The sequence below is a fragment of the Streptomyces herbicida genome, assembly GCF_032656585.1.
Lineage (GTDB): Bacteria > Actinomycetota > Actinomycetes > Streptomycetales > Streptomycetaceae > Streptomyces > Streptomyces herbicida.
In genome coordinates this window covers 124,744-149,975 of the sequence record NZ_JAUYWJ010000013.1, presented here as the reverse complement: position 1 = coordinate 149,975, position 25,232 = coordinate 124,744, and the positions used below count along the sequence as shown (strand labels likewise).

General features: G+C 68.8%; 22 protein-coding genes and 3 pseudogenes. 10 read left to right on the top strand and 15 right to left on the bottom strand.

The genetic code is table 11. The annotated features are described in order from the left end of the window. Positions 1 to 49: 49 nt before the first annotated feature. The 3 genes and pseudogenes from Q8A52_RS26685 to Q8A52_RS26675 form a co-directional block, all read right to left on the bottom strand. Positions 50 to 208 (bottom strand): annotated as a pseudogene (locus tag Q8A52_RS26685) (ISAs1 family transposase); the annotation flags it as partial. Positions 209 to 366: 158 nt separating this feature from the next. Continuing rightward, positions 367 to 588, bottom strand: coding sequence for a helix-turn-helix domain-containing protein (locus Q8A52_RS26680; RefSeq protein ID WP_316755970.1), 222 nt, complete (start codon positions 586 to 588; stop codon positions 367 to 369). Beyond that, positions 588 to 1,079 (bottom strand): DUF2975 domain-containing protein, encoded by a 492-nt coding sequence (locus tag Q8A52_RS26675; RefSeq protein WP_316755969.1) that lies wholly within the window; start codon positions 1,077 to 1,079, stop codon positions 588 to 590. Before Q8A52_RS26675 ends, Q8A52_RS26680 begins: the two co-directional genes overlap by 1 nt. A 151-nt stretch (positions 1,080 to 1,230) precedes the next feature. Here Q8A52_RS26675 and Q8A52_RS26670 point away from each other — a divergent pair, with 151 nt between their 5' ends. After that, positions 1,231 to 1,887, top strand: a complete 657-nt coding sequence (locus Q8A52_RS26670) for a hypothetical protein (RefSeq protein ID WP_316755967.1) — start codon at positions 1,231 to 1,233, stop codon at positions 1,885 to 1,887. 56 nt (positions 1,888 to 1,943) lie between these two features. Here Q8A52_RS26670 and Q8A52_RS26665 read toward each other — a convergent pair whose 3' ends face one another. Continuing rightward, positions 1,944 to 2,513, bottom strand: coding sequence for a YrhB domain-containing protein (locus tag Q8A52_RS26665; RefSeq protein WP_316755965.1), 570 nt, complete (start codon positions 2,511 to 2,513; stop codon positions 1,944 to 1,946). A 252-nt stretch (positions 2,514 to 2,765) separates the two neighbouring features. Here Q8A52_RS26665 and istA point away from each other — a divergent pair. Further along, a pseudogene (istA, locus tag Q8A52_RS26660) lies at positions 2,766 to 3,815 on the top strand (IS21 family transposase); the annotation flags it as partial. A 227-nt stretch (positions 3,816 to 4,042) separates the two neighbouring features. Here the strand turns inward: istA and Q8A52_RS26655 are convergent. From Q8A52_RS26655 to Q8A52_RS26645, 3 genes are read right to left on the bottom strand one after another with little or no spacing between them, the layout of a single operon-like run. Continuing rightward, positions 4,043 to 4,498: a DUF6069 family protein gene (locus Q8A52_RS26655; protein ID WP_316756251.1), complete on the bottom strand. Its 456-nt coding sequence runs from the start codon at positions 4,496 to 4,498 to the stop codon at positions 4,043 to 4,045. Further along, complete coding sequence (locus Q8A52_RS26650) at positions 4,482 to 4,793, bottom strand: hypothetical protein (protein WP_316755963.1); 312 nt, start codon at positions 4,791 to 4,793, stop codon at positions 4,482 to 4,484. The genes Q8A52_RS26655 and Q8A52_RS26650 overlap by 17 nt, the downstream gene beginning before the upstream one ends. Positions 4,794 to 4,798: 5 nt before the next feature. Next, positions 4,799 to 5,827, bottom strand: coding sequence for an RNA polymerase subunit sigma-70 (locus Q8A52_RS26645; protein ID WP_316755961.1), 1,029 nt, complete (start codon positions 5,825 to 5,827; stop codon positions 4,799 to 4,801). Positions 5,828 to 6,654: 827 nt separating this feature from the next. On the opposite strand from Q8A52_RS26645, the gene Q8A52_RS26640 reads away from it, so the two are divergent. Both Q8A52_RS26640 and Q8A52_RS26635 read left to right on the top strand, forming a co-directional pair. Next, positions 6,655 to 6,969 (top strand): hypothetical protein, encoded by a 315-nt coding sequence (locus Q8A52_RS26640; RefSeq protein ID WP_316755959.1) that lies wholly within the window; start codon positions 6,655 to 6,657, stop codon positions 6,967 to 6,969. 786 nt (positions 6,970 to 7,755) lie between these two features. After that, a complete protein-coding gene (locus Q8A52_RS26635) occupies positions 7,756 to 9,291 on the top strand; it encodes a TerD family protein (RefSeq protein WP_316755957.1) in 1,536 nt (511 codons plus the stop codon). A 1,293-nt stretch (positions 9,292 to 10,584) separates the two neighbouring features. Here Q8A52_RS26635 and Q8A52_RS26630 read toward each other — a convergent pair. Then, entirely contained in the window at positions 10,585 to 11,514 is a 930-nt protein-coding gene (locus tag Q8A52_RS26630) for an alpha/beta hydrolase (protein ID WP_316755955.1), read from the bottom strand. 108 nt (positions 11,515 to 11,622) lie between these two features. Between Q8A52_RS26630 and Q8A52_RS26625 the strand changes: the two genes are divergently transcribed. From Q8A52_RS26625 to Q8A52_RS26610, 3 genes are all read left to right on the top strand, one after another. Then, positions 11,623 to 12,078: a MarR family winged helix-turn-helix transcriptional regulator gene (locus Q8A52_RS26625; protein ID WP_316755953.1), complete on the top strand. Its 456-nt coding sequence runs from the start codon at positions 11,623 to 11,625 to the stop codon at positions 12,076 to 12,078. A gap of 294 nt (positions 12,079 to 12,372) precedes the next feature. Then, complete coding sequence (locus Q8A52_RS26620) at positions 12,373 to 12,888, top strand: hypothetical protein (protein WP_316755951.1); 516 nt, start codon at positions 12,373 to 12,375, stop codon at positions 12,886 to 12,888. A 478-nt stretch (positions 12,889 to 13,366) separates the two neighbouring features. After that, on the top strand, positions 13,367 to 14,335 hold the full coding sequence (locus tag Q8A52_RS26610; protein ID WP_316755949.1) for a hypothetical protein: 969 nt from the start codon (positions 13,367 to 13,369) through the stop codon (positions 14,333 to 14,335). A 246-nt stretch (positions 14,336 to 14,581) separates the two neighbouring features. Here Q8A52_RS26610 and Q8A52_RS26605 read toward each other — a convergent pair whose 3' ends face one another. Next, on the bottom strand, positions 14,582 to 15,385 hold the full coding sequence (locus Q8A52_RS26605) for an FG-GAP and VCBS repeat-containing protein (RefSeq protein WP_316755947.1): 804 nt from the start codon (positions 15,383 to 15,385) through the stop codon (positions 14,582 to 14,584). Positions 15,386 to 16,092: 707 nt separating this feature from the next. Between Q8A52_RS26605 and Q8A52_RS26600 the strand changes: the two genes are divergently transcribed. Further along, the gene (locus Q8A52_RS26600; RefSeq protein WP_316755945.1) at positions 16,093 to 16,737 is read left to right on the top strand and encodes an SMI1/KNR4 family protein; all 645 of its coding nucleotides are present in this window, start codon (positions 16,093 to 16,095) and stop codon (positions 16,735 to 16,737) included. A 54-nt stretch (positions 16,738 to 16,791) separates the two neighbouring features. On the opposite strand, the gene Q8A52_RS26595 is transcribed toward Q8A52_RS26600, so the two are convergent. Beyond that, the gene (locus Q8A52_RS26595; RefSeq protein ID WP_316755944.1) at positions 16,792 to 18,897 is read right to left on the bottom strand and encodes a hypothetical protein; all 2,106 of its coding nucleotides are present in this window, start codon (positions 18,895 to 18,897) and stop codon (positions 16,792 to 16,794) included. Positions 18,898 to 19,166: 269 nt separating this feature from the next. Between Q8A52_RS26595 and Q8A52_RS26590 the strand changes: the two genes are divergently transcribed. After that, complete coding sequence (locus Q8A52_RS26590) at positions 19,167 to 19,397, top strand: hypothetical protein (RefSeq protein WP_316755943.1); 231 nt, start codon at positions 19,167 to 19,169, stop codon at positions 19,395 to 19,397. Positions 19,398 to 19,771: 374 nt separating this feature from the next. Then, on the top strand, positions 19,772 to 19,912 hold the full coding sequence (locus Q8A52_RS26585; RefSeq protein WP_316755941.1) for a hypothetical protein: 141 nt from the start codon (positions 19,772 to 19,774) through the stop codon (positions 19,910 to 19,912). 46 nt (positions 19,913 to 19,958) lie between these two features. On the opposite strand, the gene Q8A52_RS26580 is transcribed toward Q8A52_RS26585, so the two are convergent. The 5 genes and pseudogenes from Q8A52_RS26580 to Q8A52_RS26560 all read right to left on the bottom strand — a co-directional run bounded on the left by Q8A52_RS26580 (position 19,959) and on the right by Q8A52_RS26560 (position 25,203). Beyond that, on the bottom strand, positions 19,959 to 21,023 hold the full coding sequence (locus tag Q8A52_RS26580) for an LLM class F420-dependent oxidoreductase (protein ID WP_316755939.1): 1,065 nt from the start codon (positions 21,021 to 21,023) through the stop codon (positions 19,959 to 19,961). Further along, positions 21,020 to 21,985 carry an alpha/beta hydrolase gene (locus tag Q8A52_RS26575; protein ID WP_316755937.1) on the bottom strand — a complete coding sequence of 322 codons (966 nt, stop codon included), beginning with the start codon at positions 21,983 to 21,985 and terminating at the stop codon, positions 21,020 to 21,022. The genes Q8A52_RS26580 and Q8A52_RS26575 overlap by 4 nt, the downstream gene beginning before the upstream one ends. A 38-nt stretch (positions 21,986 to 22,023) precedes the next feature. Further along, positions 22,024 to 22,622, bottom strand: a pseudogene (locus Q8A52_RS26570) (SDR family oxidoreductase). A gap of 107 nt (positions 22,623 to 22,729) precedes the next feature. Further along, positions 22,730 to 22,999 (bottom strand): acyl carrier protein, encoded by a 270-nt coding sequence (locus Q8A52_RS26565; RefSeq protein ID WP_316755935.1) that lies wholly within the window; start codon positions 22,997 to 22,999, stop codon positions 22,730 to 22,732. Positions 23,000 to 23,358: 359 nt separating this feature from the next. Further along, complete coding sequence (locus tag Q8A52_RS26560; RefSeq protein WP_316755933.1) at positions 23,359 to 25,203, bottom strand: cytochrome P450; 1,845 nt, start codon at positions 25,201 to 25,203, stop codon at positions 23,359 to 23,361. Between the last annotated feature and the right edge of the window lie 29 nt (positions 25,204 to 25,232).

Below are 25,232 nucleotides of genomic sequence, written 5' to 3'. Positions count from 1 at the left end.
CCACCGTCCGGTCCAACGCGTCGCCGTCGATGGGGCCCAGCAGGCGCCGCACCGTCGCCTCCGCCGGCAGGCACCGCTTCGGGGGCAGCGGATCGAGCCGTACGCCAAGGCGCTCCAGGACGGACGACGGGGCGTCGGTCATCCACTCCCCCACCGCCAGCAGGGAGGTCGCTCCGGCCAGAACCGCGCACGCGGCCAGCGCGAGCACGACGACCAGGTCGTGCCGTACGCCGCGCGGATCTCGTGGTCGGGCACCCCGGCCAGCCGCTCCAACAGGCCTGGGATCTCCTCGAGTGCGGCCCCGGCATGCGCGCGGAGTTGGTCAAAGACGGGCGGGATCGGCGGTGACGCGTCGGCAAACACAGTTCATTCGTCCGCGACGTCCTCGGCCTCCCAGCGCAGCAGGTCGCCCGGCTGGCACTTGAGCACCTCGCAGAGCGCGGCGAGCGTCGTGAAGCGCACCGCCTTGGCGCGGCCGTTCTTGAGTACCGCCAGGTTGGCGGGCGTGATCCCTACGCGCTCCGCGAGCTCGCCCACGGACATCTTGCGCCTGGCCAGCATCACGTCGATGTCGACGGCGATCGGCATCAGATCACCTCGTCCAACTCGGCCTGCATCTGCGTCGCTTCGACGTCGCGTGCGACGGCCTGGGCGAGCAGCATCCGCAGTACGAGCACGATGAGTGCGACCCCGAGGATGGCAACGCCGACCCCGGCCATGATCACGGTGACGCCCGGGTCGTCCCGCTGGCCCGGTGCGTTGAGAGCCGTGACCGCGAACCACACGAGGGCAGCCGCCACGATCGCCCCGATCATCCCGTCCACGTACCGGAAGGCGGCGTGGGAGAACACGGTTCCGCCCCGCACCATCGTCACCAGCCGCCATACGCAGACCAGGGCGACCTGGGCCGACACCATGCCCAGGATCGTGATCACGCGCAGCGGGGTCAGCGGGAGCGACCCGTCCTCCGGGTCGCTCCCGCTGGCCAACGTCCACACCATCAATGCCTGTACGAACACGGTGCCGGCGAGCACCACCACGAGCACGGCACGCAGCGCACGCACTGTCAGCTTTCCCATGACCCGACCTTCCAACGAGTTGCGATGGAAATCTATCGAATTTCGATAGGCGAGGCAAGAGTCGGGACAGAGGGTGGGGCGGTTTCGCACTGTGGCGGGACGCCGTCGCCCTAGAGGCCGGGGCGGCTGCAAGCCCGCCTATGCTTCCGCCATGCAGAAGCCTCGATCCATACCGGACACCGACGGTGACCTGGTTGCGGCGTTCCCCCAGCAGCTTGCTGATGAGGTTCGCGTGGTCTTGGCGGTCATGCCGGAGGCCAGGTTCGCACCCGTGTCGCCGTTTTCGGTGGACGTGGGCGATGAAGCCGTCGCCATTCCGTATCGGATCTATCTGGATGAGCCACCCGTCGAGGTAGTGCGCTCGTTGACGGCGATGCAGCGGGCGATCCTGCACTGTCTGTACTCACGGCACAGCGACGGGCTGGTCCGCCAGCGTCATCTGGAGCAAATCGTCAGCTTGGACACGCCGTGGGTGGTGCCGTTCGTGGTGCAGCTGGTCGGCGAGTACGTCTTGGAGATCCTGGAGGCCATCCGGCACGCCCTTTCCGGCCTGATCGCAGTACGGTCTGCCCAGCACCTGCTGTACGGGGACTTCATCGCGCGGAATCCGGCGTTCCTCGCGCGGACCGAGCGCCGGGTGGTGAGCTCCTGGTCCTGCTACTACCGGTGGAGGTTCCCCGAGTTCGGCACTTACCCGGGCTGCCATCTACTGGACCTGCTGCGGGCCGCCGCAACCGACCGCACGGGCAGACCATGGCCCCGCCATGCGCCGGCGGGGCTCATCGAGGTAAACGGTTCCGTGAGATGAACACTGCCGCCGTCGCCCGGTGAGTGCGAGGTTGTGCAGGTGGCTGCGGGCCACAGTCAGTGGGTCTGGCGGGGCTGACCGGGTCGAATGGTCTCCACAGCGAGTACCGGGTTGAGATGCTCCACGACTTCCTTGGTGGCGATGGCCACGAGGCGCGCGGGTGCATCACCGTCCAGCAGCGCGCTGACGTACTCGATGGCTTCCTCGGGCGACAGTACCGGCAGCCTCTGGCGCAAGGTCCGCACAGCGTGCATGCGTCCGCTCGCAGCGTCGACTCCGCGTATCGCATCGTGTAGATCGTCTACTGCGGTGCGTACCGGCAGCCCACGTATGCGGGCTCGGTAGTCGGCCTCCCACTCTCCGGTTACTCCGGAGACGACGCCGATCTGGTGCAGTCCTCCGTCGACACGGTCGACCAGGTACGGCCCGGTGCCGGCCAGCATGAACTCCGAGTTCCCAGTGCGTACGAACTCCTCGGACTGCCAGGAGACGATCCACACCAGCTCATGCTCCTCAACATGGACCACAACCATGCTCATCGCGTCCACAGCCGCAGCTCGCCACTTCTGGCAGTCGCGCTCCAGCTGTGCTTCGACAGCCTGAACTGCGGCTTCTCGCTCAATCACGCGTGCAGCATCCCGTACGGGCCCCGGTCTCGACCAGCGAATTCGCACGGCCCAGGGCCACGTAGGTCTCCGACACCGACGAGAACCTGGATACGAGCTCCAGGTCCTGATCGACGCGGTCACCACCGGACACGGCCTTGACTCCTACTGCCGGACTTAACTGTCGGCGACGGCCGAAAAGTGGACCAGTAGCGACGCCCGAAAGTCGATCCCCCCAAGGGGTCTGGCTCGTTGACCAGGCCGGGAGGAGTGGTGTTCAGCGTGGAGGACTGGGCGGAGATCCGCCGGCTTCACCGGGCCGAGCAAATGCCGGTGCGGCGATCGCGAGGAAGCTAATCTCGAGAAATACCGTCCGCAGGGCCATCGCGGACGACGCGCCGCCGAGGTACCAGCGGGCACCGAAGGGGTCGATCGTGGACGCGGTCGAGCCGCAGATTCCTGAACTGCTCGAGCAGTGACCGGAGATGCCCGCGACGATGATCGCCGAGCGGATCGGCTGGGATCGCGGCCTGACCGTACTCAAGGACCGGATCCGAGACCTGCGGCCGGCCTATCGGCCCGCGGATCCGGCCTCGCGGACGGTCTATGAGCCGGGCGAGATCGGCCAGTGCGACCTCTGGTTCCCGCCTGCCGACATCCCGCTTGGCTTCGGCCAGGTCGGACGCCCGCCGGTGCTGGTCATGGTCGCGGGCTACTCGCGGTGGATCACAGCCCGGATGCTGCCCTCCAGGTCCGCGGCCGACCTGATCGCCGGGCACTGGCGGCTGCTGACCGAGTTGGGCGCCGTCCCCAGAGTGCTGGTCTGGGACGACGAAGGCGCCGTCGGCTCCTGGCGGTCCGGCGGACCCCAACTCACTGACGAATTCGCCGCGTTCGCCGGACTGCCGGGCATCAAGTTCCTGCTCTGCAAGCCCCGGGATCCGGAGGCCAAGGGCCTGGTCGAGCGGGCCAACGGCTATCTCGAGACGTCGTTCCTGCCCGGGCGGGTGTTCACCTCGCCGGCCGACTTCAACGTCCAGCTCGCCGACTGGCTGACCAGGGACAACCGGCGCATCCACCGCACCCTGCAGGCCCCGTCCGTCGGACCGTCTCGAGGCCGACCGCTCCCGGATGCTGGCTCTGCCGCCGATCGCCCCGCCCGGCTGGTGGAAGGCATCCGTGAGGCTGCCGCGGGATGACTATGTCCGCCTGGACACCTGCGACTACTCGGTGCACCCACTGGCTGTCGGCCGCCGCATCGAGGTCGCTGCCGACCTGGACCAGGTCCTGGTGACCTGCGGCGGCGTCGAGGTCGCCCGCCATGCGGGGTCGGCCAGGGTGAAAGCAACCGGGGTACCCGGTGCGCCCCATCCGAAGCGGATGGCGTTTGGTCTTCATCCCGCAGGGCGCTCTGTGCTTCTTCGCACAGGCGACTCAGCTTTCGAATTGACCAAGGAAAGGAACCTGGAATGGAGGGTCGCAGTACCGGAGGGCCACGTTAGTGCGCTCGCGCACGCCCTTGCGCCGCGCGTTGTCCCGTTGCGGGATCGTCAATCGGTCCGGATGCGGAGGCTCCTCGTCAGGGTGGGAATCATTACCGTCGCAGGGACGAGGTGCAGCCCGAGGAGGGCGGTGGTGGTGGCGGTGTTTGCCCCGGAGAGGAGGGGCGGGACCAACGAGATCGCGGTCAGCGACACCGCCGTCCACACGAATCGCTTGGCAGGGCGAGCGCTCCAACGAAGGAGAGCTACGGCAATGACGATGCCCACGACCGAGAAGAAGCCGGTCACCACGGCGAGCCCGGACAACGGGATCGTCTCGCCACCATCGGGGACCTCGAAGTCGACGCCAACGGCCTGGGCAAGCGCAGCGGCGAGGGTGGTGGCCACCATCGCTGCGAGCGTGGCCATGAAGCCGGTGCCGGCGAGCCTGCGGAGTCGGTGAGGGTGGCTGGTCTGGCCCGATGCCGGACCTGCGACGACCCCGGTGTCATTCTCGCTGTCCATGTCGTTCCTCCATCATCCGGTAACTGGCGTACCGGTGCGTTGACTGGCATGTGACGGTCCTGGCCCTGGGGGTGACGATGCGCACCCTCGCCGTGCGACGGCCGGGGTTCCGCAGGGCGCGGACGCCAGTGCCGCGGAGCCAGAACCCGGCGCCGCGTCCGAGCACCGGCTCGGGCTCGCCGTCGCGCAGCTCCAGCTGCATCCGCCCGCGGGTGACGACGCCGAACGCGTCGTCGTACCACTCCGCCGCGATCACCGCGATGCGGGCGCCACCGCGCAGCGCGAGCGTCCACACCGGGACTACTCCGTGCCGTCCGCCGTCAGGCGCTCCGGCAGCCCGAGCCACGGGAACTGGTCGTCGTGGAACGTGACGATCTCGGTGATCGCCCCGCCGGTGACGCGCAGGACATCAATCGTCAGCGGCAGGTACGCGCCCTCCGGCTTCCGCCAGAGGTAGAAAGCGACGGCGGGCTGCCGGTTCACGGAGGTGAGGACGGCGCGCAGGCCCTTCATGCCCTCGAAGCCGCTCTCGACCCAGTCCTTCACCACCGCGTCGCGGCCGACGTACAGGCCCGGCGTGGGCGGCATCGAGCAGCGAACGTCGTCCCGCAGCAGTGCGGCGAGCCCGGCGACGTCCGTGGCCACGCTGGCGTCGGTATAGCGGCGCACCAGCTCGCGCGTCCCGGCGTCCTGTTCGCCGCCGGTCCAGTCCTGCCGCTCGGCGGGCAGGTGCTCCCGCATGCCGGCGCGGGCCCGCTGCACCGCGCTGTTCACGGAGTTGACGGAATCCCCAAGGAGCTCCGCGACGTCCTTCGCCGGCCAGCCGAGCACGTCCCGCAGGATCAGCACGGCCCGCGGGCGCGGCGCGAGGTGCTGGACTGCGACCGGGTACGCCAGCTCGATGGTCTCCCGCGCGACGGCGGCGGTCTCCGGCTCACCCGCGTCGCCCGCGGGCAGCTCGTCGAGCAGCCGGTCCGGGTAGGGCTGCAGCCACAGCACCTCGCCGCCGGTCGCGGGCTCCGGCCGGCACTTGGCGAGCAGGTCCAGGCAGGCGTTGGTGGCGATCCGGTACAGCCAGGCCCGGAATGTCGACCGCCCCTCGAAGGTCTCCCGCCGCCGCCAGGCACGGAGGAACGTCTCCTGCACAGTGTCCTCGGCGTCCTCGAACGACCCGAGCATCCGGTAGCAGTGCACGTGCAGCTCCCGCCGGTGCCGCTCCGCCAGCCCCGAGAAAGCCGGCTCGTCGACCTCGCCCAGTCCGATCCCGCCCAGTCCGATCCCGCCCAGACCGCTCTCGCCCAGCTCCTCCAGCCGCGTGTCCGCACTCATCACGTCATCCTTCCGTCTCGTCGTGTCGCGTCGTAGGTGTGACGGGCGCGGGCGCGAAAACTCATCACCAGGGTCGGTCGGCATGGCTGAGCGCTTCTCATCCTTGGTGGGTCGGGTTTTCGACGTAGTGAAGAACGAGGATGGCCTGCACCATAGCGGCCGTCCGGGACGGGCTGCAGCGCAGCTTGGCCAGGATTTTCCGGCAAAGTTGCGGACGCACCGGATTGCGTCAAGGTCATCGGCCGACTCCCCGTCGAGCACTCCTGCACTCACTCGTCTGGGCCGTCCTCGACCGCGCCTCACGCGGCTGGCGCGGCTTCGCCATGACACCCGCCGGCCTGCGCACTCTTAAGAGCTGCGCCGAGCGATCCTCGAACCCCCGACCCGGCTGCGGCTCGCGCCGACCCGGCCGAAGACAGCCGCGACCGATGCGGCATAAGATCACCGCACGGCACCCACCCCGGCGAACCCCAGGTTCGTCGTGCGGGCTGCTCGTCAAGAACTGAAGGAGAACCCCTGTGCCCTGGACGGCTGGCGCCGGGCTGGCAGCCATCGGGCTGGCGCTAGCTGGCATCGGATGGCCGTGGCTACGCCGTCGGCGACGCTTCCGCGACGCCCGCCAAGAGCTCCTGGCCACTGTCGTGGCAGTCGAGTCGTCCAAACTTGCGGTACGTTTTTGGCCAGCCGACCAGGAGAAGCAAGCAGAGGCACTCATTACGGTTCCCCCGCCTTTGGTGAGTGAATGGACACGGCGACTCAGCTACGGTCCACCGCCGTCGCAGGACCCGGACTTCGAGGGTCCAGAGCTCGGATGGAATGAGATTGAGGTGTCCTACCAGCCCGGCGAGTCGCCGGAGGTACTGCTCAGCTCCCAGGTCGAAGCGGCAACTCAACAACCCTTTGCATTCGTTGGCGTGGGGCTCCTGCTGACGGTGTTCGGCGTGCTCCTGCTCTACCCACCGCTTCTCCTTATGCTCTTGGGAAGCGGAAGCGCGCTGATGGCTGTGGGGTTCCTGCTCACGCGTCAACGGCGTCTGTCTGAAGCCGCGCGCGGTGTCCCGGACATCACCGGCTTGGTACTGGCCGCGTTCCTAGGGACGACCGCAACCCTCTGCTTCGTAGGTGCGCTGCAGCTACGGTGAGATCGAGCCCGCCGAGTCCCCGACCCAGCTGCGGCGCGCGCCGAGCCGGCCGAAGACAAGCCACGACCGAAGCCGCCCATGATCACCTCACAGCACTCACCCCAGCGAGCCCAACTACACCGCTCCCAGGACATGACCCTGCGGTTCACCCTCTTCAACATGCCGGGCACCAAGTTCGACTCAGTCCACATGACACAGCATCAAGGCCACCAGTTCGTGTAGGAGCCGGGCGGCGCGGATGGTGCGGCCAGGCCCACACGGTGACAACGTCTGGGCGTTTCCATCGCGGGTGGCAGGGGCCGCCTGTGGTGCTCTTCCGGACGGTGACCTGTGCGCGCGTGCCAATGAGTCAGACCGCCAGGGAGAGCAGGTCTGGCTGCCGTGCTGCGCCTCCCGTCGGGGTAATCGGGCCAGAAGTCGTCGTCACGAGTGCCAGACTGTTCGCGGGGAGAGGGGTGCTTCATGGGGTTCGGGTTCCGCGTCGGTGTTCCTGGGATGAGTGTGCGGGTCTCGACGCGCGGTGTGCGGACATCGATCGGTCCGCGGGCGGCAAGGCTGAGCGTCGGCACGGGCGGCGCCCGGGTGTCATCGGGGCTCGGGCCCTTTTACGCGTCGAGTTCCCTGAGCGGAGGCCGACAGGGAACAAGCACACGCCGCACGGCACGGCCTCGGACCGTGGCCCCTTCGCCCGCGCAACTGGATCGCGCCCGACGGCAGGCTGAGCGAGCCCAGCAAGAGGCGGAGCGCGACGCAGCCATCGCCGAGCTTCGCGAGATGCGTCGCCAGATGACCGGCGTTCACCTGCAGTCGTTCCCCGCCGCCCATCCACCGGAGATTCCCGACCTGCCGCCCCTGGGTCTGCCCTGGGCACTCGCCGAAGCACGCACCTTTCACCTGCAGGGCATCGGCCGGCTGGCTCGCGCGGAGCGAGCGGCTGCCAAGCAGCGTGCGGAGCAGGACGCTTCCCGCTACCTGGCTGCGGAAACCGCCCGTCTCCAGGCAATGCGTCAGCAGCTGGCCGCCGAGGCACAGCAGTGGTGGCAGGCTCTGGTCTCCAACGACGAGGCGACGGTCTGCGAGGCAGTGAACACCGCCTTCTCCGACAACCCGGCCGCCGGCTGTGCGGTGGGCGTGGACGGCTCCGTTCTCTCCGTCGTGATGCGGCAGCAGGACCTCGACGCCATGCCCACGCAGACCCCCGGTCTGACGCCCAGCGGCCGCCCGACACTGAAAAACCTCACCAAACGGGACAAGACCCTCTGGTGGCTGACCTCCATGGGGTCGAACATCGTCGCCACACTGAAAGAGGGCTTCGCCACTGCCCCGGGCATCACCGCCATCGACCTCGCCGTGCTGACCCGCCTGCCCGACACCCAGCGCCTCGGCTTCGTGGCCTACGGTCGCTGGACCCGCGCGGCAATCGAGTCCACGCCCTGGCGGGAACCCGAGGACGCCCTGCGCTTCCTGGACATCGGCCAGGAAGTGGCCTGCTCCGTCACCACCACGGCCTCCGGCAACCTCTCCAGCACCATCAAGCCCCTGGACACCACCCGCCTGCCCGGTCTGCAGGACCTCCTCGACCACGCGCAGGACGAGCCTGACTCCGGCCAGGCGTCCCTCGCCGACCTCGACATCAGTCTCGGCACGAACACCAATACTCCGCCCGGTGACGGCGCCCCGGTCACCGATCCCTACCGGATCAAGCCGTTCGCCCAGTGGAAGCAACAAGCACCGGCCGGCCCGCCTCCTATGACGCCGATGCCTCCCGCACCTCCGACAGCCCCCATCGCGTTGATCCCCGGCCAGACGCTTGTCCTGCCCGAGGACGCCTGGCAGGGGCTACGCCTCGCCTTCAGCTTCTCGGGCGCCGACGCAGACCTCACCCTCTTCCTCACAGCAGACGACGGACGAGTCGCTACTGACGAGGACTTCATCTTCTACAACCAGCCGTCCGGCGCCGCCGGCGCCGCCCGCCTGGTCGGCAAACAGCCCGAAGGACGACACACCGTCGAACGCGCCACCATCCACCTGTCCGCCCTTCCCGAACGGGTCCAACGCGTGGTCATCGCCATCAACATGGACGTCGACACCGGACTGACCTGCGGCTCCCTCACCCATGCCGCCCTCCACATGGACTGCACAACCGGGGCAGCCTGGATGTTCCAGCCACCCGCAGATCCCAGCATCCGGGCCATGGTCGTCGCCGAACTGTACCGGCACACCATCGACGGCGGCCCGGCTTGGAAACTGCGTGCCGTCGGTCAAGGCTGGGCGGACGGCCTCGACGGCCTCGCCCGCGCCCACGGCGTCGACGTCGCATGACCTAGCCGCCGAAAACCGTGTTGCGGGCCTGCTTGCGCAGCCGGGCGATGCAGAACCCGAACCGCGGTGACGCAGTCTTCTGACGGTGCCCCTCTGCCGTTCGGGCACGCGCGCTGGCAAGGCCCCCGCCGAGGCACGTCCGCCGGGCGAACGGCGCGATCGTGATCAAGGGGCGGTCAGGAGTTCAGGCTTCGAAACCCCGCCGATCAGACCGCCCTCGCCGCTCTGCCTGCCCCGACTCCCCCATCACCCTCGCTCGTTGACCACAAACCGCCGACCCGGCACCCGGGGCTTGCCTTGCAGTGGTCGTCACAACGACCGGCCGGAGATGGGATGTTGATGGACACGAGGAAGGCCCGGACCGTCCAGGCGCAGGGCACTCTGCCCAGCCTATATCGGCTGTTCGGTGTGTGGATGCGAGTGGCAGCGTCCCTGACCAACCAGCCGCCGTACTGCTGACCGCAGCGAGCAATGACTGGGCAAACGACGGACTTCAGCCTACGGTGGCGAAGCGCGCGGCCGGGGGCCGTCCGCTCGCGTCGTCGCCCTGGATCCCCTCTCCCTTTCGGTCGTCGTCGTTCAGCCCGCCCTCACATGCGTGGGGGGTCGCCTACGTCGCCCCCTTGTACGTGGTCCGCGTCGAGGTAGCCCACGGACCTTTTCTTTCGGGGCCCGATCGCACCGGTGCGGCCCTTCTGCCGTGTCCGCCAGACGGAACGCACAGCTCCGCGGCGCTAACCCCGCCACCACACCCCGTGCCGCCGCAGCCGGTGGATCTCCCACCAGGCCACCGCCGTCACCGACACCGGGCCACCGAGGACCGCACAGACCGCGAGCGGCACCGGGCCCGGCGGCAGACCGCCCGCCGACAGGCCGAGCCCTCACCTTGCACCGCGTCCCGCAGTAGAAGGCCGTCGGCCTCCGGTCGACGCCGGCGATCCGCCGAGTCCCGCACTCGGGACACTCGACCACCACCCGCACCGCTCTGCACGGCCGCCAGGCGCTTGCGCAGCTGCCGATCCGTACGCCGCTGCCTGGCACGACACGCTGACGATCAGTACACCGCCTGTGGCCGTGCCCCCAGCCTCAGCCGTTCGCCACGAGCCCGACGGTTCCTCTTCCCTGCCCGCCCGGCGCCCTTGGACACGGTGGCACCGTGATTTGTGAATCGAGGTGACACCACCTCACCGTACAGCGATGCCACACAGCGAAGACACCAATGACACCGAGGCGCAGATTCGCAGTGCTCCTGGGGCCGTCGCCGACATCACGTGGAGGCCGCCGGGGTCGGTGTCAGTGGACCGGGTCGAGATGGTCGGCGCCCGGGCGCCCGGCGCTCAGGTGGGCGGTGAGGAAGCGGGCGGCGCGGTCGAGTGCGGCGTCCGCCTCGTCGAGGCGGCCGTAGTGGTGCTGGAAGACGTGGGGGAGGCCGGGGCCGACTTCGAGCGTGACCTCGACGCCGTCGGCGCCCGCGCGGCCGGCCAGCCGGACCGCGTCGTCGAGGAGCACCTCGTTCGCTCCGACCTGCACGAGGAGTGGGGGCAGTCCGGTGAGGTCGGCGAACACCGGACTGGCCAGGGGATGCGCCCTGTCGCCTGCGCCGACGTAGAGATCCGCGTAGGCGCGCACGTCGGCCTCTGTGAAAATGGGGTCGGCGCTCTCCTTGGAACGGATGCTTCCTCCAGCGAGGGTGAGGTCGGCCCAGGGGGAGAAGACGACCACGGCGGCTGGTTGCGGCAGCCCGGCCTCCCGGGCGGCGAGCAGCGTGGCGATGCTCAATCCGCCACCGGCGGAGTCACCGGCCATGACGAGGTCCCGTGGGTCGGTGCCCGACGCCAGCAGCTCGCGGTAGGCCGCGAGCCCGTCGTCGACGGCCGCGGGGAAAGGGTGCTCGGGCGCCAGCCGGTAATCCACCGACGTCGCGCGCAGCCCTGCGCGGCGGGCCAGTTCACCGACCAGCCCTGCGTGGGTGTCCGGGGAGCCGATGACATAGCCGCCGCCGTGCAGGTAGAGCAGTCGGCCGCGGCCGGAGGCTTCCGCCGGCTCCAGCTCCAGTATCGGCCGCCCGCCCAGCACGGTCCTGCGGGTGACCACGCCCTCCGGCGCGGGGCGGGTGACAGCCGCGGCGAAACCGCTGCGCTGCTCCTCGGGAGTGGGCCGCATCTCGCTGCGAGGGGCGGAACGGAGTATGGCGTCCAGGGCGTCGCGCTGCTGTCGGGACATGCGGGGCCTCCATGGGTCGGGGTGCGAGGATGGATTCCTGGGAATCCACCTGCCTGACACCAACCGGATTCCAAGGAAGATGATTCCTGGGAATCCACTGGAGCTAATGTGAGCCACATCACCCCGATCTTCACCGATCTGGTCCGCGTCGAGACCCGGCTCTACAACGCGGTGAGCGCCCGGTTGCGCGCCGAACAAGGGCTGGGGCTGGGACAGTTCGAGCTTTTGGAGATCATCGACCGCGTGCCGGGATGCCGCGTGCTCGACATCGTCGGCGAATTGGCGATCACCGTGGGGGCCGTCAGCAAGGCGGTCGACCGGCTGGTGACTGCGGGCTGGTGCCTGCGGGTCGCGCACCCCCAGGACCGCCGCTCGTCCGTCCTCCGCCTCACATCCGCGGGCGAGAAGCAGTTGTCCGCTTCCCGCCCCCTTGTCGAAAGCGAGCTCATCTCACTGACCGCGGCGGTTCCCCCCGACGACCTGGCCCGCATCGCCTCAACCCTGGCCATCCTTCGCGCAACCCTCGAGGCAGGCCCCACGGCCGGCCGGGATGAGGGGACATGACCCGCGAATGGCATCCGACCCCCAGTTGAGTGACACTGCTTGGCCCCGCAAGGCCGACATCACGAATTCAAGTGCAGTAGTCCCGGACCAATGAAACTGCGCAGCGTTCAACGAACCTGCATACCGCTGCGCAACAACGGTGTCACCGCAGGAGCGGACAGGAGACACCAGCTCACATCCCTACGTTGGCTGTCCCCTGTGAACTGCGTCTGACGCATTCCTTACGGTGCGTTGCCTGGACCTGGCTGCGTTACCCTGCAGCCAGCCAAGATCACACCACGTCGGGGGGCGTGCATGACAGCGCAGGGCGAGGCAATCCTGACCGAACTCAGCTCTCTTCCAGCTCACGTGCGCGCGGACTACATCCGCATCCTCGAGACGGTCGTGCGGGTCGTCCCCAGAGCATGGACCCGTCGCAGGGGCGTCCGGCTGCAGTGGATCACACTCCATGACGGCGACGATGACGTCGTGGTGCAGGTGGACTCCGGCGAACTGAGCAAACACGTCGACTGGGACGGTCCACGGTCCGCCCGCTCTTTCGCCGGCGCGCTGCGGGAAAAGCTGGGAACGAACCAGTGCGCCGCTCTGGTCTATGGGAACGCGATCGACTCGCGCACGTGGGGTTGGGTCCTCCCGCTCCTGGCCGGACAGCTGCCCAGGCTGGACACAGCGGTGATGGTCGATGTCGAACACCGCACAGGAGTCCGATCCACGTTCTGGTTCCCGATCAGGTACCGGCGCTTGCTCGTACGACGCCTACGGTTCGAGGAGGACGTGCGCGCGATCCTGCAGCGTGCCAGGAACGCTTGACCCGAGTTCCGCAACTGCCGGGCACCAACCGCTGCCAGCCAGAAGGGCGCTCGCAGTTGCCGAGGCCCCCATTTCGGTGGTCAACCCCAGATCACCGCCCCGAGCCATGCCCCGATGAGGAGCAGACAGGTGAGGAGCAGCCAGGCGAACAACTCGGCCGCCACACTCCACCCGCCCCACCGCTTGGCCCTCCAGAGCGCCGTCCGTGCCGCGCAGCGGCCGAGTCCTCGTGGGCGCGGCCAGCAGGACCGGTCGTCAGCTGGGGTCGGTGCACCGCCCGGAGGTACACGCCCGCGTGGGCAGCGCAGCGGGCGGCGACCGCGAGCACGCCCGCTCGACGCGGCCGCCAGAGGCCGGGGTGCGCGGCTCAAACGGGTCCGGGCGACCGACCGGTAATCGGGTTGAACCAGTACCGTGGGCGGAGAGACTTGCGTGGTGATCATGGAGCTGTCCCCCCCGCAATCTGGCCTGGGACGAGGTGGATCCCGCCCGTCATCCTTTCGACAGCGAGTCGGCGGCGCGGGTGGTCAGATCGCTCGGGCCGGCCCAGCGGGTGCCCCGCCGTCCCGACGTACCGCCGGGTGACCGGCCCACCCTGCACGAGTGGAGCTGGGACGAGGCCAGACCCTGGTCCGAGGCCATGACGTACGCCCTGACCGAGCACTACGGCCGCTGGGTCACCGGATGGCGGTGGGCGCACGACGAGGGGGACTTCGACGGAGGACCGGTCGGCAGCTGGTGCTGCGCCCAGCACTCGGTCACCACTGTGGACGAGACCCTCGACCGTGTGACCGCGGGGCTGCGCGAGTGGCGCGAGTGGCTGGAGAGCCTGGCCGCACGGTTCGAGGCCTACCCGCTGGACCTGGCCGGCATCGACGACCAGCGGATCCTGTGGGACCGCACCGCCCGCCACCTGATTCTGCACGTCACCGACCGGACCGGCTGCGGCAGCGGCTGGTACGGGCACTGCCATCAGGTGCTCGAATGGTTCCTCAGCCGCTGGGGCGTCGGGGCCGACGACGCCGAGCATCTGGTGGCGCGGGCGATCGGCGGCCGATTCGAGAGCTGGACCGGCCCCGACCCGGTGCTGGTCGAGGACATCGCCGAACGGCTCGCGGCCTCCGTGCGGCCGGACCCTGGCCACGCCCGGGCCACCGCCGCTCCGCAGCCTGCCCGCCTTCGCCAAGGGCGGCCTGGAACGGTACGGCATCGGCCCCGACGCCCGCGCCCGCCTGGACGCCTGCCTGACCGAGAGCGCGAACGACCCAACCTGGCCCCTTCCGCTGACCGCTCGGGCCGCACGCGCCTTCCTCGACGTGTGTTTCTTCCACCCCTTCGACGACGGCAACGCCCGCTCCGCCCTCCTCACCTGCCTCTTCGTCTTGGCCCGCGAGGATGTCGCACTCGACAACGTGCGACTGCTGCGCCGTGTCTCCTTCCAGGCTGACGAGCCACAGGACGCACTGACCCTTGCCGGGTACATCGACCTCCTCCGGGAGACCCGGCGAAGGACCGCCGACCCGGCCTCCTAGACAGCCTGCGGTCGCGACCCACTCCGACCGGTGACCTCGGGCACTTTGTGTGCACAGGACGCCGTCGGCCCGGTTGAACTCGATGCAGAGCCTGGTGCCGTTGCGGAACTTCCTGCCCTTGCTGTCAGCTCAACCAGGGCACTGCGGCCGACTCGTCCCGTTCAGATGACTCCGAGGACCCCGTTGCCGCCGAGGAGGGTGCTGTCCTTCTGCGGAAAGCCGACGGACGGGGTGGTGATCATGCTGCTGCCCTTGGCCGTGGGGCCGTCGGTGCCGCCCGGGAGGACCCAGACGGCGCCGGTGGCGTTGTCCTCCTCTGCGGCGCTGATGAAGAGTTCCGGTTTGCCGTCCTTGTTGATGTCGCCGACGGCCACGGTGGTGCCGAATGAGTCCTCGGCCTCGCCTGCTCCGGGGATGCCGGCGGTGTCCTGGGTGAAGGCGTAGGCGCCGCGGCCCAGGGCCCCGGTGCGGCGGCCGGGGATGACCGTCACCTGCCCGGCATTCCTCTTGCCCGTGTCCTCCAGCGGCGCGCCGACCACGATGTCCGCCAGCCCGTCACGGTTCAGGTCGGCCACCGCGAGGGCACCGCCGAAGTTGTCTTGCTTCTCGCTCGCATCAGGAACGCCGGGGGTGTTCTGGGTCAGCTGCACCGGTTTCGCGTCTCGTGCGATGCCGTGCGCCGAGCCGTACCAGAGCAGCACCCGGCCGCCGAGCGCGCCGTCGGCTCCTGGGTTGTCCGGCTCGTCCGGGTCACCGACCACGAGATCGGCGTATCCGTCGCCGTTGACATCCCCGGTGGCCGCGATCAGGCCATTGCCCACCTGCTGCGCGCCGCCGTGGACGGAGTCGACATACACCTCGCCGCCGCTCAGCCCGGTCTTCGCACCCGGGCCGGTGCCGAGCGCTGCGACGTCGAGGCCGTAGTACGCGCCGGCGGTGGTCGCCGGCCGCCAAGGAGGCCGCAACCAATGCCTGCTCCTGCACCGAACCCAGTAATCAGACCCAGATAGCCGTCGTGGTGACACTTGCCGAGGCTGGACACCACGAAGACGCCGCCATCGTAGCCCGCAGTGTCGCCTACCGGCCGCGATGTATTAGGGCTGCAGCAGAAGTCGCCCTCGTCTTGACGGCGACAGGACGGCAACAGGACGCGGTGCCCCTCGCCCTGGAGGCCACCGGCCTCGTCCGGCCCTACTACGGGGTAGAAGCCAGCAACCCCAACAATGCCAAGGCCTGGAGCCTCACTTGGGCGGCTCGGGCACTGGCGCAGTGGGGCAAGCCGTGGAGGCGGCCGACGCAACGCGTAAGGCCGCGGCCCTCCCCCGCGGTCACGGCACGCACGGCGCGTGATGGTCAACGCCGCCACCCAGGGTGGCCACACTGGGACGGCCTCACGAGTGAGGCCCGCAACTTGCCCCGTCCATTTCCGGGCGAGTGACGGACGAGAAGGTCGTCCGTGGGCCGTACAACGACGGTGCGCGGCGGCAGCCGGCTGGTCACCGCGTCTCCTCCCCACCGACGGAACGTCGGAAGCCTACGGAGCGTGGCGCCAGTGGCGCCCGGCCGTTGGGGAGTAAAGAGCGCAGATGGGTACTACGCGGGGAACCCGCTTTGACCAGGACATGGGCCCAGAGCTCGACGACGGGTCAGCCTGTCCAGCTACGCTGCCGCCATGACCGAGGACATAGCGGCACGGCAAGTCACGGACGCGTGGCGGCGCATCGAGGCGTGGCTTCGTGAGCACGCGCCCGTCACGCATGCGGCACTGGGTCCGGGGGCGAGCACGGAGGAGATCACCGGTGTCGAAGCGGCTCTGGGGTTCGCGCTGCCGGTGGAACTGCGTACCTTGTGGGGCCTTGTCTCTGGCGGAAACGTCAACGGCAGCGGTTTCTGGCTCGACAACCGTGCCCTGATGCGCCCGGAGGACGTCATGTTCGTCTACCGGCTGAAGATGGACATTCAGCGGGATCTGGACGCGGAGTACGACACCCCCGGAGTGCCGGGGGAAGACGACATCATCGCGTGGCAGCCGGGGTGGATTCCGGTGTTTTCCAAGGGCGAACACAACAGCGTCTATGGCACATTCCTCGACAGCGAGTCGGGGCTGCTCGGTCACTGGGACAAGTACCCGTACGAACCGCCGGGCGACGACGAGCCGCAGAACTCGATCGTGACGTACTTGGAGGAAATGGCGGACAGCTTGGAGATGCCGACGCTCGCGACACAGACCACACCGGGCCTGCTGGACGGTCGGCTCGTGTGGGAGTGCCACTACCTGGACGAGGACGAGCAACGCCGGTGGCGGCCGGTGGAATAGCTGACGCTCATACGAAGAGGGGGACCGTCACCGGCCCCCCTCTTGCTTTACTGGTTATCCGATCTTGCGCCAGGCGCAGGTTGTGTCTGCGCCCTTGCAGTGCTCGTAGCCGGGCATACTGACGAAGTACCCGTCATCGTCGAGCAGGCGCCAGGACTTGACGGGCAGCTTGTGGAATGCTCCTTGGTTCTGTGCGGAGTTGATCGCCGACCTGCCGCAGCGTTCGTTCCCCGACGGGCCGCGCGTGGCCGTACGGGTGTCGGCGAAGATGCCGAACGCGCTGTTCCCGCTGGTCATCTTGTCGGTGAAGTACTGGGCGCATTTGTCTCCTCCGGAGACCTGGTTGACCCCGCCGGGAAATCCGCCGCTTTCGTGGGTGGACGCCATGGCGTACTCATCGCAGTCGGTGGTTCCGACGGAACTGTCTGCCGGATGCTTCTGCCACGAGTCAGGACAGATGATGGCCTGGCTCTTCGCCCTCGTCCACGGCTTTCCATCAGGGCCCTTCGCGGTCGTGTCCGGGCCCAGGTAGTGGAGCAGGGAATCCCAGCGATGGGCGCCGGCGTGGTCGGGAAGGCGTTCCTGCATCAGCCAGTAGTACGCGCCGGCGGCCGGGTACAGGTTTGTGTCGACCGTGAACGTCGGGTGGAAGTACGGCAGCGTACATCCGGGCGCCGTGCCCTTTACGATGGTGTCGCAGCGGGGGGCCAGTTCCCGCACGCGGGTGTCACCGGAGGTGCCGAAGTTGGCGGTGGCGGGGTTTCCGCCGGCTCCCACCGTCGCCGTCACGTCCCAGCCGAGGTCGATCTGCTTCTTGCCGGAACCGACCCACTTCGTCAGCACCGTGCCCCACCTGCGGTCGTACTGCGAAGACGTTTGGGTTACCCAGTAGGCCGAACCGCCGGTGTCGGTCCCGTTGTCGTCCGTCCATTTGGGCGGGGTCTGAATGCACTCGTCGTCGCAGGAACTGGCCACCTTCCAGTCCATCTTCACGTCTTCGAGCTGAGGATCGATGTACGTGGGTTTGATGAGAATCTGCTGGTCGAACTCAGCGAAGTCGCTGCCGGACTCGGTCTTGGTCGGGTACGCCTTGATGCGCTGCTCGAACTCGAAGTTGGCGTACCCCAGCGCGGGCTTCTCCGGGTCGGTGTCCGTGAAGATCAGCTTTCCGCTCCCGACGCTCTTCATACACGCGTCGCTGCGGGTCATGTAGTCCGCCCCGGACGCCTTGTCCTCGCACCACGGGATCAACTCCGCCTTCGGAACAGCCGCGGCAACGCCCGGCCTGCGCGGGGTGAGGCTGCGTTTCTTCGCTGGCAGGGACAGTTCGATGCACAGGCGGTGTCCCTGGGCGTCGGGCGCGCCGCATGAGCGTTTCTTCGTCGGCTGTTCGGCGATCGTCCCGTTGGCGCGCAGCGTCGGCAGGGACGGGCCCGGATCGGTGCGGGTGAAGGTCTCGGGGGTCTGGGTGGTCTGGTCGATCGTGGACGACGCCTGGGGTTCGGGGAACGACATGTACGGCTCGATGCGGAACGTCGCCCATGGCGACCATTCGGTCTCGTACAGGCTGCCATCGAAGGCGTTGGTGTGGAACATGTAGGTCACGCCGGGCTTGAGCCTGCCGTAGTCGACTTCGGCCTGCGCGGGCTTACCGGAGGCGACATAGGGCGAGACGAGAACACCGTAGGGGTTGGAGTCGGTCAACTTGACCCGATCCTTCGGCTTACCGTCGGCATCCACCGTCCAGACCTCGAAGGTGACGTCCACCTTGTCGCCGTCCGGATCGGTGGCCGTGTTCCGCAGCACCACCTCGGGTGCAATGACGCGCCACGTACTGCCGGACTTCTTGAACTGCGGTCCCGCCGAGGGGTTCTTGCCCGAGGCGGGGCGACTGTTGGCGGCGATGGCGGCACGTTCAGGGCCGGCGGCCGGCCTGGTCGATGGCGGCGCGTTGGGGTCGAGGGCCGAACTCGCTGCGGCAGTTGTCGAGGTGGCGGAAGCGGTACCGGCCGCAGCGAACGGCACGACCGTCAGCAGAACCGCGCCGAGAGCGGCGCGGGAGAAGAAGCGGCGGCCGGTCAGCCACCGTCTGGCTTTTCGCACGAAAACTCGTGTCCTTCCCCGTAGAATCTTCAAACACTTGTGCGAATATGCGTACAAGCACAGGACTGTACGAGGAGCCTCACGGGGACCTGAAGACGCTTTACAGCCATCTCACAGGCGCCCAACAGAACTCAGCCACGCAGTAGTACGCCTGTCAGCATTCGCGTCCTGAGCTGGTTGTTCTCTTTGGCCGGACATGGTGGCAATGGCTGAAGCCAACTGCCGGGCTGCGGAGTTGGAGTCGGTGTTCACACGGGTGGCGGGCCGGCTCAGTCGGGCGGATCTGCGATGACGGAGGCTGTGCGCCGGCATTGACAGTCCAGCGGATGGGCGCCCCTGTGGATGCCGGGTTCAAGCAGGCCGTGGTCGAGCACGGCCCCCGCCTCGGGATCGACGCGCAGATCGTCCAACGTGACCCCGGGGCAAGAGGGTTCACCCCGGAACCGAAGAGATGGGTAGTGGAGCAGACATTCGGCACCCTCCTGCTCCACCGCAGACTCGTGCGGGACTACGAGACGCGGCCGACCAGCACGGTGGCAATGATCCACTGTCCATGACCGACGTCATACTCCGCCGCCTGACCCGCACCGCCACCCCGACCTGGCGCGATGCACCCCGGGCGAGCGGGAGGTCGCGGTGAGACAGCTCCTGGACAAGATCGAGGCCCGCAGCGACTGGTGCGCGAGACCGCCTAACGGCTGCGCGGGCAGATCGCCGAGCTCACCGAGCAACTCGCGCCGCCGAGCACACCTTGGAACGGCTGGAGACTACCCCCGAGACCATGCTGAACCGGCCACCGAGGACGGCGGTCCACCGCCCGAGCCGCTGCCGCCCGGCTACCACGAGATCCTGGCCCTCCTCGAGCAGAACCGGGACGGGCTGCGCGCCAGGGATGTCTGCCACCGGCACTGAACCGCGCCACAGCGAAGGCATGCGTGCCAAGCTGAAACGCCTGGTCAACCGCGGCATCCTCACCGAACCCGAACCCGGCCTGTTCACCCTCACCCAGCCGACACCAGCCACCCCAGAGGCCAACTCAAGCCGACATCAGACGAAGAACCGAATCCCTTGAGCCGCGGATGTCGCGGATGTCGCGGTGAGGACCTCGTAGTCGAGCCTCAGTCTCCCACTCCGGCCTTGTCCATGGCCTCCGCCAGGGTGCGCAGGGTCGCGATGCCCTGTTCGACGTTTTCCGGAAAGATCGTGGCCGAGAGGGTGGTGACTCCAGCTTCGGCGTACGCCTGCAGCCGGTCGGCGATGCGGTCGGTGGAACCCAGCAGGGCGGTGCGGTCGAGGAATCCCTGCGGCATGGCCTCGGTGGCCGCACGCAACTCCCCGTCCAGGTAGAGTTTTTGCACCTGTTCGGCCTCGTCGGGGAAGCCGGTGCGGGCCATGAGCCGGTTGTAGAAGTTGTCCTGCCGTGAACCCATCCCGCCCACGTAGTGGGTGGTGAATGCGCGAATCCGGTCGGCGCAGTCGGCGAGATTCCCGCCGGTCGCGACCGGCACCGCCGCCGCCACCACGTCGAATCCCCGCAGATCCGCCCCCTTGCGCCCCCGTCCGGTACGCAGTTCCGCCAGGGACTCCTGCCCGAACTCGGGCTGGAAGAAGACGGAGAGCCAGCCGTCCGCGATCTCGCCCGCCAGGCGCATGTTGGCCGGGCCGACGGCCGCGAGGTAGACCGGTACGTGCTTGCGCCGAGGGCGCATGCCCAGCTGGATGGCCTTGCCGGGGCCGTCCGGGAGCGGCAAGCGGTAGTGCTCTCCGTCGTAGGCGACGGTCTTGCGCTGCAGGGTCATCCTGACGACGTCGACGTACTCGCGGGTGCGTGCCAGCGGCTTTTCGAACCGGGCGCCGTGCCAGCCCTCGGCAACCTGCGGCCCGGACACTCCGAGTCCGAGGCGGAAGCGGCCTTCGGAGAGCAGGTCGAGGGTGGCGGCGGTCATCGCCGTCATCGCGGGGGTGCGGGCGGGGATCTGCATCACCGCCGTGCCCAGATCGATGCGGGAGGTCTGCGCGGCGAGCCAGCCGAGCAGCGAGACCGTGTCCGAGCTGAACGCTTCGGCAGTCCAGGCCACCGAGAAGCCCAGGCGCTCGGCCTCGCGAACGTACTGAGCGGATTCCCGCGGCCGGGCTCCGGCGCCCAGGTGGCCGAGGTAGCGGAGATTCAGTCCGAGCCTCATCGGTCCGGGTGTCCTTCCTGTGTGGTCAAAGAGCGATCGAGGAATTCCAGGACGGTGCCGCGGTACAGCTCGCGGTCCATCGCCATCGTCTGGAGATGGCCCGCCTGCGGGATCACCAGCAGCTCGGCTCGTGCGTACGGCCGGGCCAGCCGCCTTGCCTCCTCGGTCGGTACGATCGGGTCGGCGGTACCGGAGACGAACAGCATCGGGGTCCTGTCGCACACGGGGTGACCTGCGGGCGGCGGCCACGGCGCGGGTGTGCCCATGGTCACCCTGCCGATCTGCCCGAACAGCGCCTGAACCGCATCGCGTGTCGGCCGGCCTCGGGCGATCGCCGGCAGCGGCAGTGCGCCCGCGCTCAGCATCCGGCGCGCGGTCGCGGGTACGCTGAGCGCCGGCCCGCCGTCGAAGACCGCCGCGTCCACCGCGCCGCCCGGAAGCGTCATGGACTGCAGCATCGCGAAGGTGGCCAGCGAGAAGCCGTAGAGCACAATCCGGCACCCCGCGTGCTCGGGCAGGCTCCGTACGTGGTCGACCACCGTGCGCACGTCCTCGACGTAGCGGTTCAGGAACCGGGTCAGGCCGTGGTCCCTGGTGCTGCCGCCGTGGTTACGGAAGTCGAACAGCACCACGGTGAATCCGGCGCGGTGCAGCATGCGCGCGTGTGAGAGGGCGTGAGACTTCTCCTGCCCCAGGCCGTGCCCGAGGATGACCACGCGCTGCGGGTCCGCCTGGCACACCCAAGCGGCCAGTGAAAGCAGCCCGTTGCGGTGCGGGATCCGGATCTCCCGCGGGAAGAGCCGGAAACGAGCCGGGGTGTGGTGCGGTGCGGCGGGGGCAGGGTGGCAGACGCGGTGGGCCATGTGCAGGGCCACGACAGGCGCCAACGGCAGCGCCAGCACTCCGCGGCACCAGCCGCGCCGGGCGTGGTCGCGAACGGGCGAAGCAGGTGCGAAAGACACGGTTTCCCTCATGCTCTATGGATCGGGGAAGGGTGCGCTCAGATCACCAGGCCGCCGTCCACGCCCAGGACCTGGCCAAAGATGTGGCGGGCGCGGTCGGAGACGAGGAAGGAGACCAGGTCGGCGACGTCGTCGGGGGTGCCGAAGCGGCCGAGCGGAGCGCCGCCGAGGCTGTCCTTCTTGACCGTCTCGGTCAGGCCGACGGTCATGTCGGTCTCGATGAGGCCGGGCGCCACGACGTTGGCGCGTACGCCGTACTTTCCGCATGCCCTGGCCAGGGACTTGGTGAAGCCGAGGTCGCCATGACATCGCCCGAGGCCTCGCCGGTCATCCTCACCAGGGGGTTGTCACGTACCGCTCCCGCGGAGGCCACCACGGCGTCGATCGGGCCGAGCTCGCTCTCCGCGGCGTCGGTGAACGCCCGGGCCCCCTCCGGAGACGCGACGTCGACGCGGTGGGGGACGACACGGGCTCCGGTATCGGTAGCCGACTTGACGACCTCGTCGGCTGCGTCCGCGTCCGAGCGGTAGCAGAACGCGACATCGAATCCCTCGTGGGCCGGCCGGGACACGAAGGCGCGGCCAATGCAGCGGGAGCCGCCCGAGACGAGCGCCACCGGTCGCTGGGTGTCTGGCATGTGCTTTTCTCCTGAAAAGCCCTGTCAAGCAGGGGCTGTGAGGGTGCGGCCGGCCGTGCGTCTCCGCTCTCGTAGGCGCACGGCCGGCCGCATGAGCCGCAGGCAGGTCAGGATGCGGCCTGCGCGGTGCGCTTGTCCGTGATCAGCTGAAGGACGTCGATGAGCGACGAGACCTGCCTGAAGTCGCTCTCCTGCAGCTTGACGCCGTACTGCCTGTCCAACCGGACGATGATCGCCAGTGCCATCAGGGAGTCGACCTCCAGGTCCTGCACGAGATCGGCGTCGTCCGTGACCTCCTCCACGTCGACCTCGAGGACGTCGGCGACGAGGGAGCGCAGCTCTTCTTTGTCGAGTGCGATCTGGGTGTTGTTGGACATGTGGGGGTATTCCCTTCGGATTTGTGTCAGTGCTGCTGGCGGGTGATCGCGGCGAGGGTGGTCGTCGCGTTGACGGACTTCAGGCAAGTGGGATCCCACCCTCAAGCGGGCGTCGGGTAATTACTCATCGTCGCGGAGTCAACGGAGAGTCCGGCAGTTCAAGGTCTGCAACCTTTCCGAGAGGTTTCACGGTCGCTTTGAGCGCTGCGTCGGGAGCCGGTCGGCATGCGCTCGCTGATGTTGTCTTTCTCGGTTGCTCCCCTTCATGTTGATCGGGTCCGGCCGGATCGATCAGTCCGAGGAGGGGGTGATGAGGTGCCCGGCATGACTCCGCGAGATGCCCCAGGAAGCCGTCGGACTCATTCGTGGACGCCATACGCTCTGCGGCGCCTGGCGGACATCGGCAGACCGTGCCGCGGCCGGATGGTGATCCTTGCCAGCGGGTCGACCGCGTACCCGGGAACGGGCTCGAACTCCCAGTGCCGCCCCACGGTGGCCAGCGCCATGACGCCCTCCATCTGCGAGAAGGCATTGCCTATGCACTGCCGCGGACCGCCGCCGAAAGGCAGGTAGGCGAGGCGCGGGCGTCCGGGCCGTATCGCGTGACCGGTGAGCTCGTCCGCCTCGCCGGCGGACCGCGGGGTTTCGAGCCAGCGCTGCGGGGCGAAGAGTTCCGGCTGCGGCCACCACTGGGGATCGCGGTGGACGACCCACGGGATGATCCCGACGAAGCTGTTCTTGGGGACGCGGTGGCCGCAGGCCTCGAAGTCCTCCAGGGGACGGCGGGCGGCGCCCATGACCGGCGGGTAGAGGCGCATCGCCTCGGAGAGGACCGCATCGGTCCAGACGAGGCGGGGCAGGTCCTCGACCGTGGGCAGCCGGTCGCCGAGCACCTCGTCGATCTCCTCGTGCATGCGCTCCCGTGCCTCGGGGTGGCTGCCGAGCAGGTGGTAGGCCCAGGTGAGAGCGCTGGCCGTGGTCTCGTGGCCGGCCGTGAGGAGGGTGATCGCCTCGTCCCGTACCTGGCGGTCCTCCATCGGCTCCCCGGTGTCGGCGTCGCGCGCCGCGAGCAGCAGGGAGAGCAGGTCGGTGCCCTGACCGTCGCCCTGCCTGCGCTCCGCCATGAGCCGGTAGACGATGGCATCCAGGTTGGCCCGGCCCTCGTAGAAACGCTTGTTGCCGGGCAGCGGCAGCTTCGCCAGATGGCGGGCGAAGGGCAGGGAATCCCAGCGCAGCGGACCCTCGTGGCGCGGGATGGAGGCGATGGTGCGGGCCACATCGCTGTCGAGCGAGACGTCGAAGAGCGTGCGAGCCACGATGGCGAGGGTCAGCTCGGTCATCTCGGCCTGCACATCGAGCCGGTCCCCGTCCTTCCAGCCGGACTGGATGTCGTCGGAGAGCTCGGCGAAGGCACGACCGTAGCCGGCGATGCGTTCGTGATGGAACATCGGCTGTATCAGCCTGCGCTGCTTACGATGGAACTTGCCATCGCTGGTGACCAGGCCGTTGCCGAAGATCACCTCGAGCGGGGCGGCCCACTTGCCGCGTCCGGCGCGCATGACGTCTTTCCTGAAGTTGCGGTGCGACGTGACCAGGACCTCGTGGACCGCCTCCGGGTCGCTGATCATGTACAACTCGTTCGAGGCGAGCGGGATGCGCACGACGGGGCCGTACTGGTCGCGCAGCCCGGTGAGGTAGTTCAGTGGATTCCCGGACATCGCGAGCAGGGCGCGCAGCCGGCCGGTGGGACCGGGGGCCGCGGTGGCCGTGGGGGCGACGGAGACCTGGGTCATCGAGGTGCCTTCCTGAGGTGCGGTCACGAGTGGCGCCGCGGGGTCGGCCGGCGGTCCAACGGGACGTGGGTGCCTTGGTGGTTGGGGGGCCGCCCATCGGTGCGAGCAGGCCGAAGACCAGGTCCTCGACCCGCTTGGGGGCTTCGCGAGGGCTGACTCGCCGGACGCGCGGGAGATGACCGCGGCCCGGAGCACATGGGGGTGGCCCGTGTGGTCGGTGTGGCCGTCGCCGGTCAGGCACCAGAACGTCTCCGGGAGTTCGTCGGCGCGCGGGGCGGGCGTCAGGGTGTCGAACATGTCCGCCGGGGCGTCCTGGTGGTGGTCGACGATGCGGTACGAGGCGCCCGGGGGTACGACATGGACCTTGCCCGGCTCGGCGAGGATCTCCTTGCCGCCGATCTCGATGCGCACCGAGCCTCGCAGGTGGCTTCCGGCGTGAG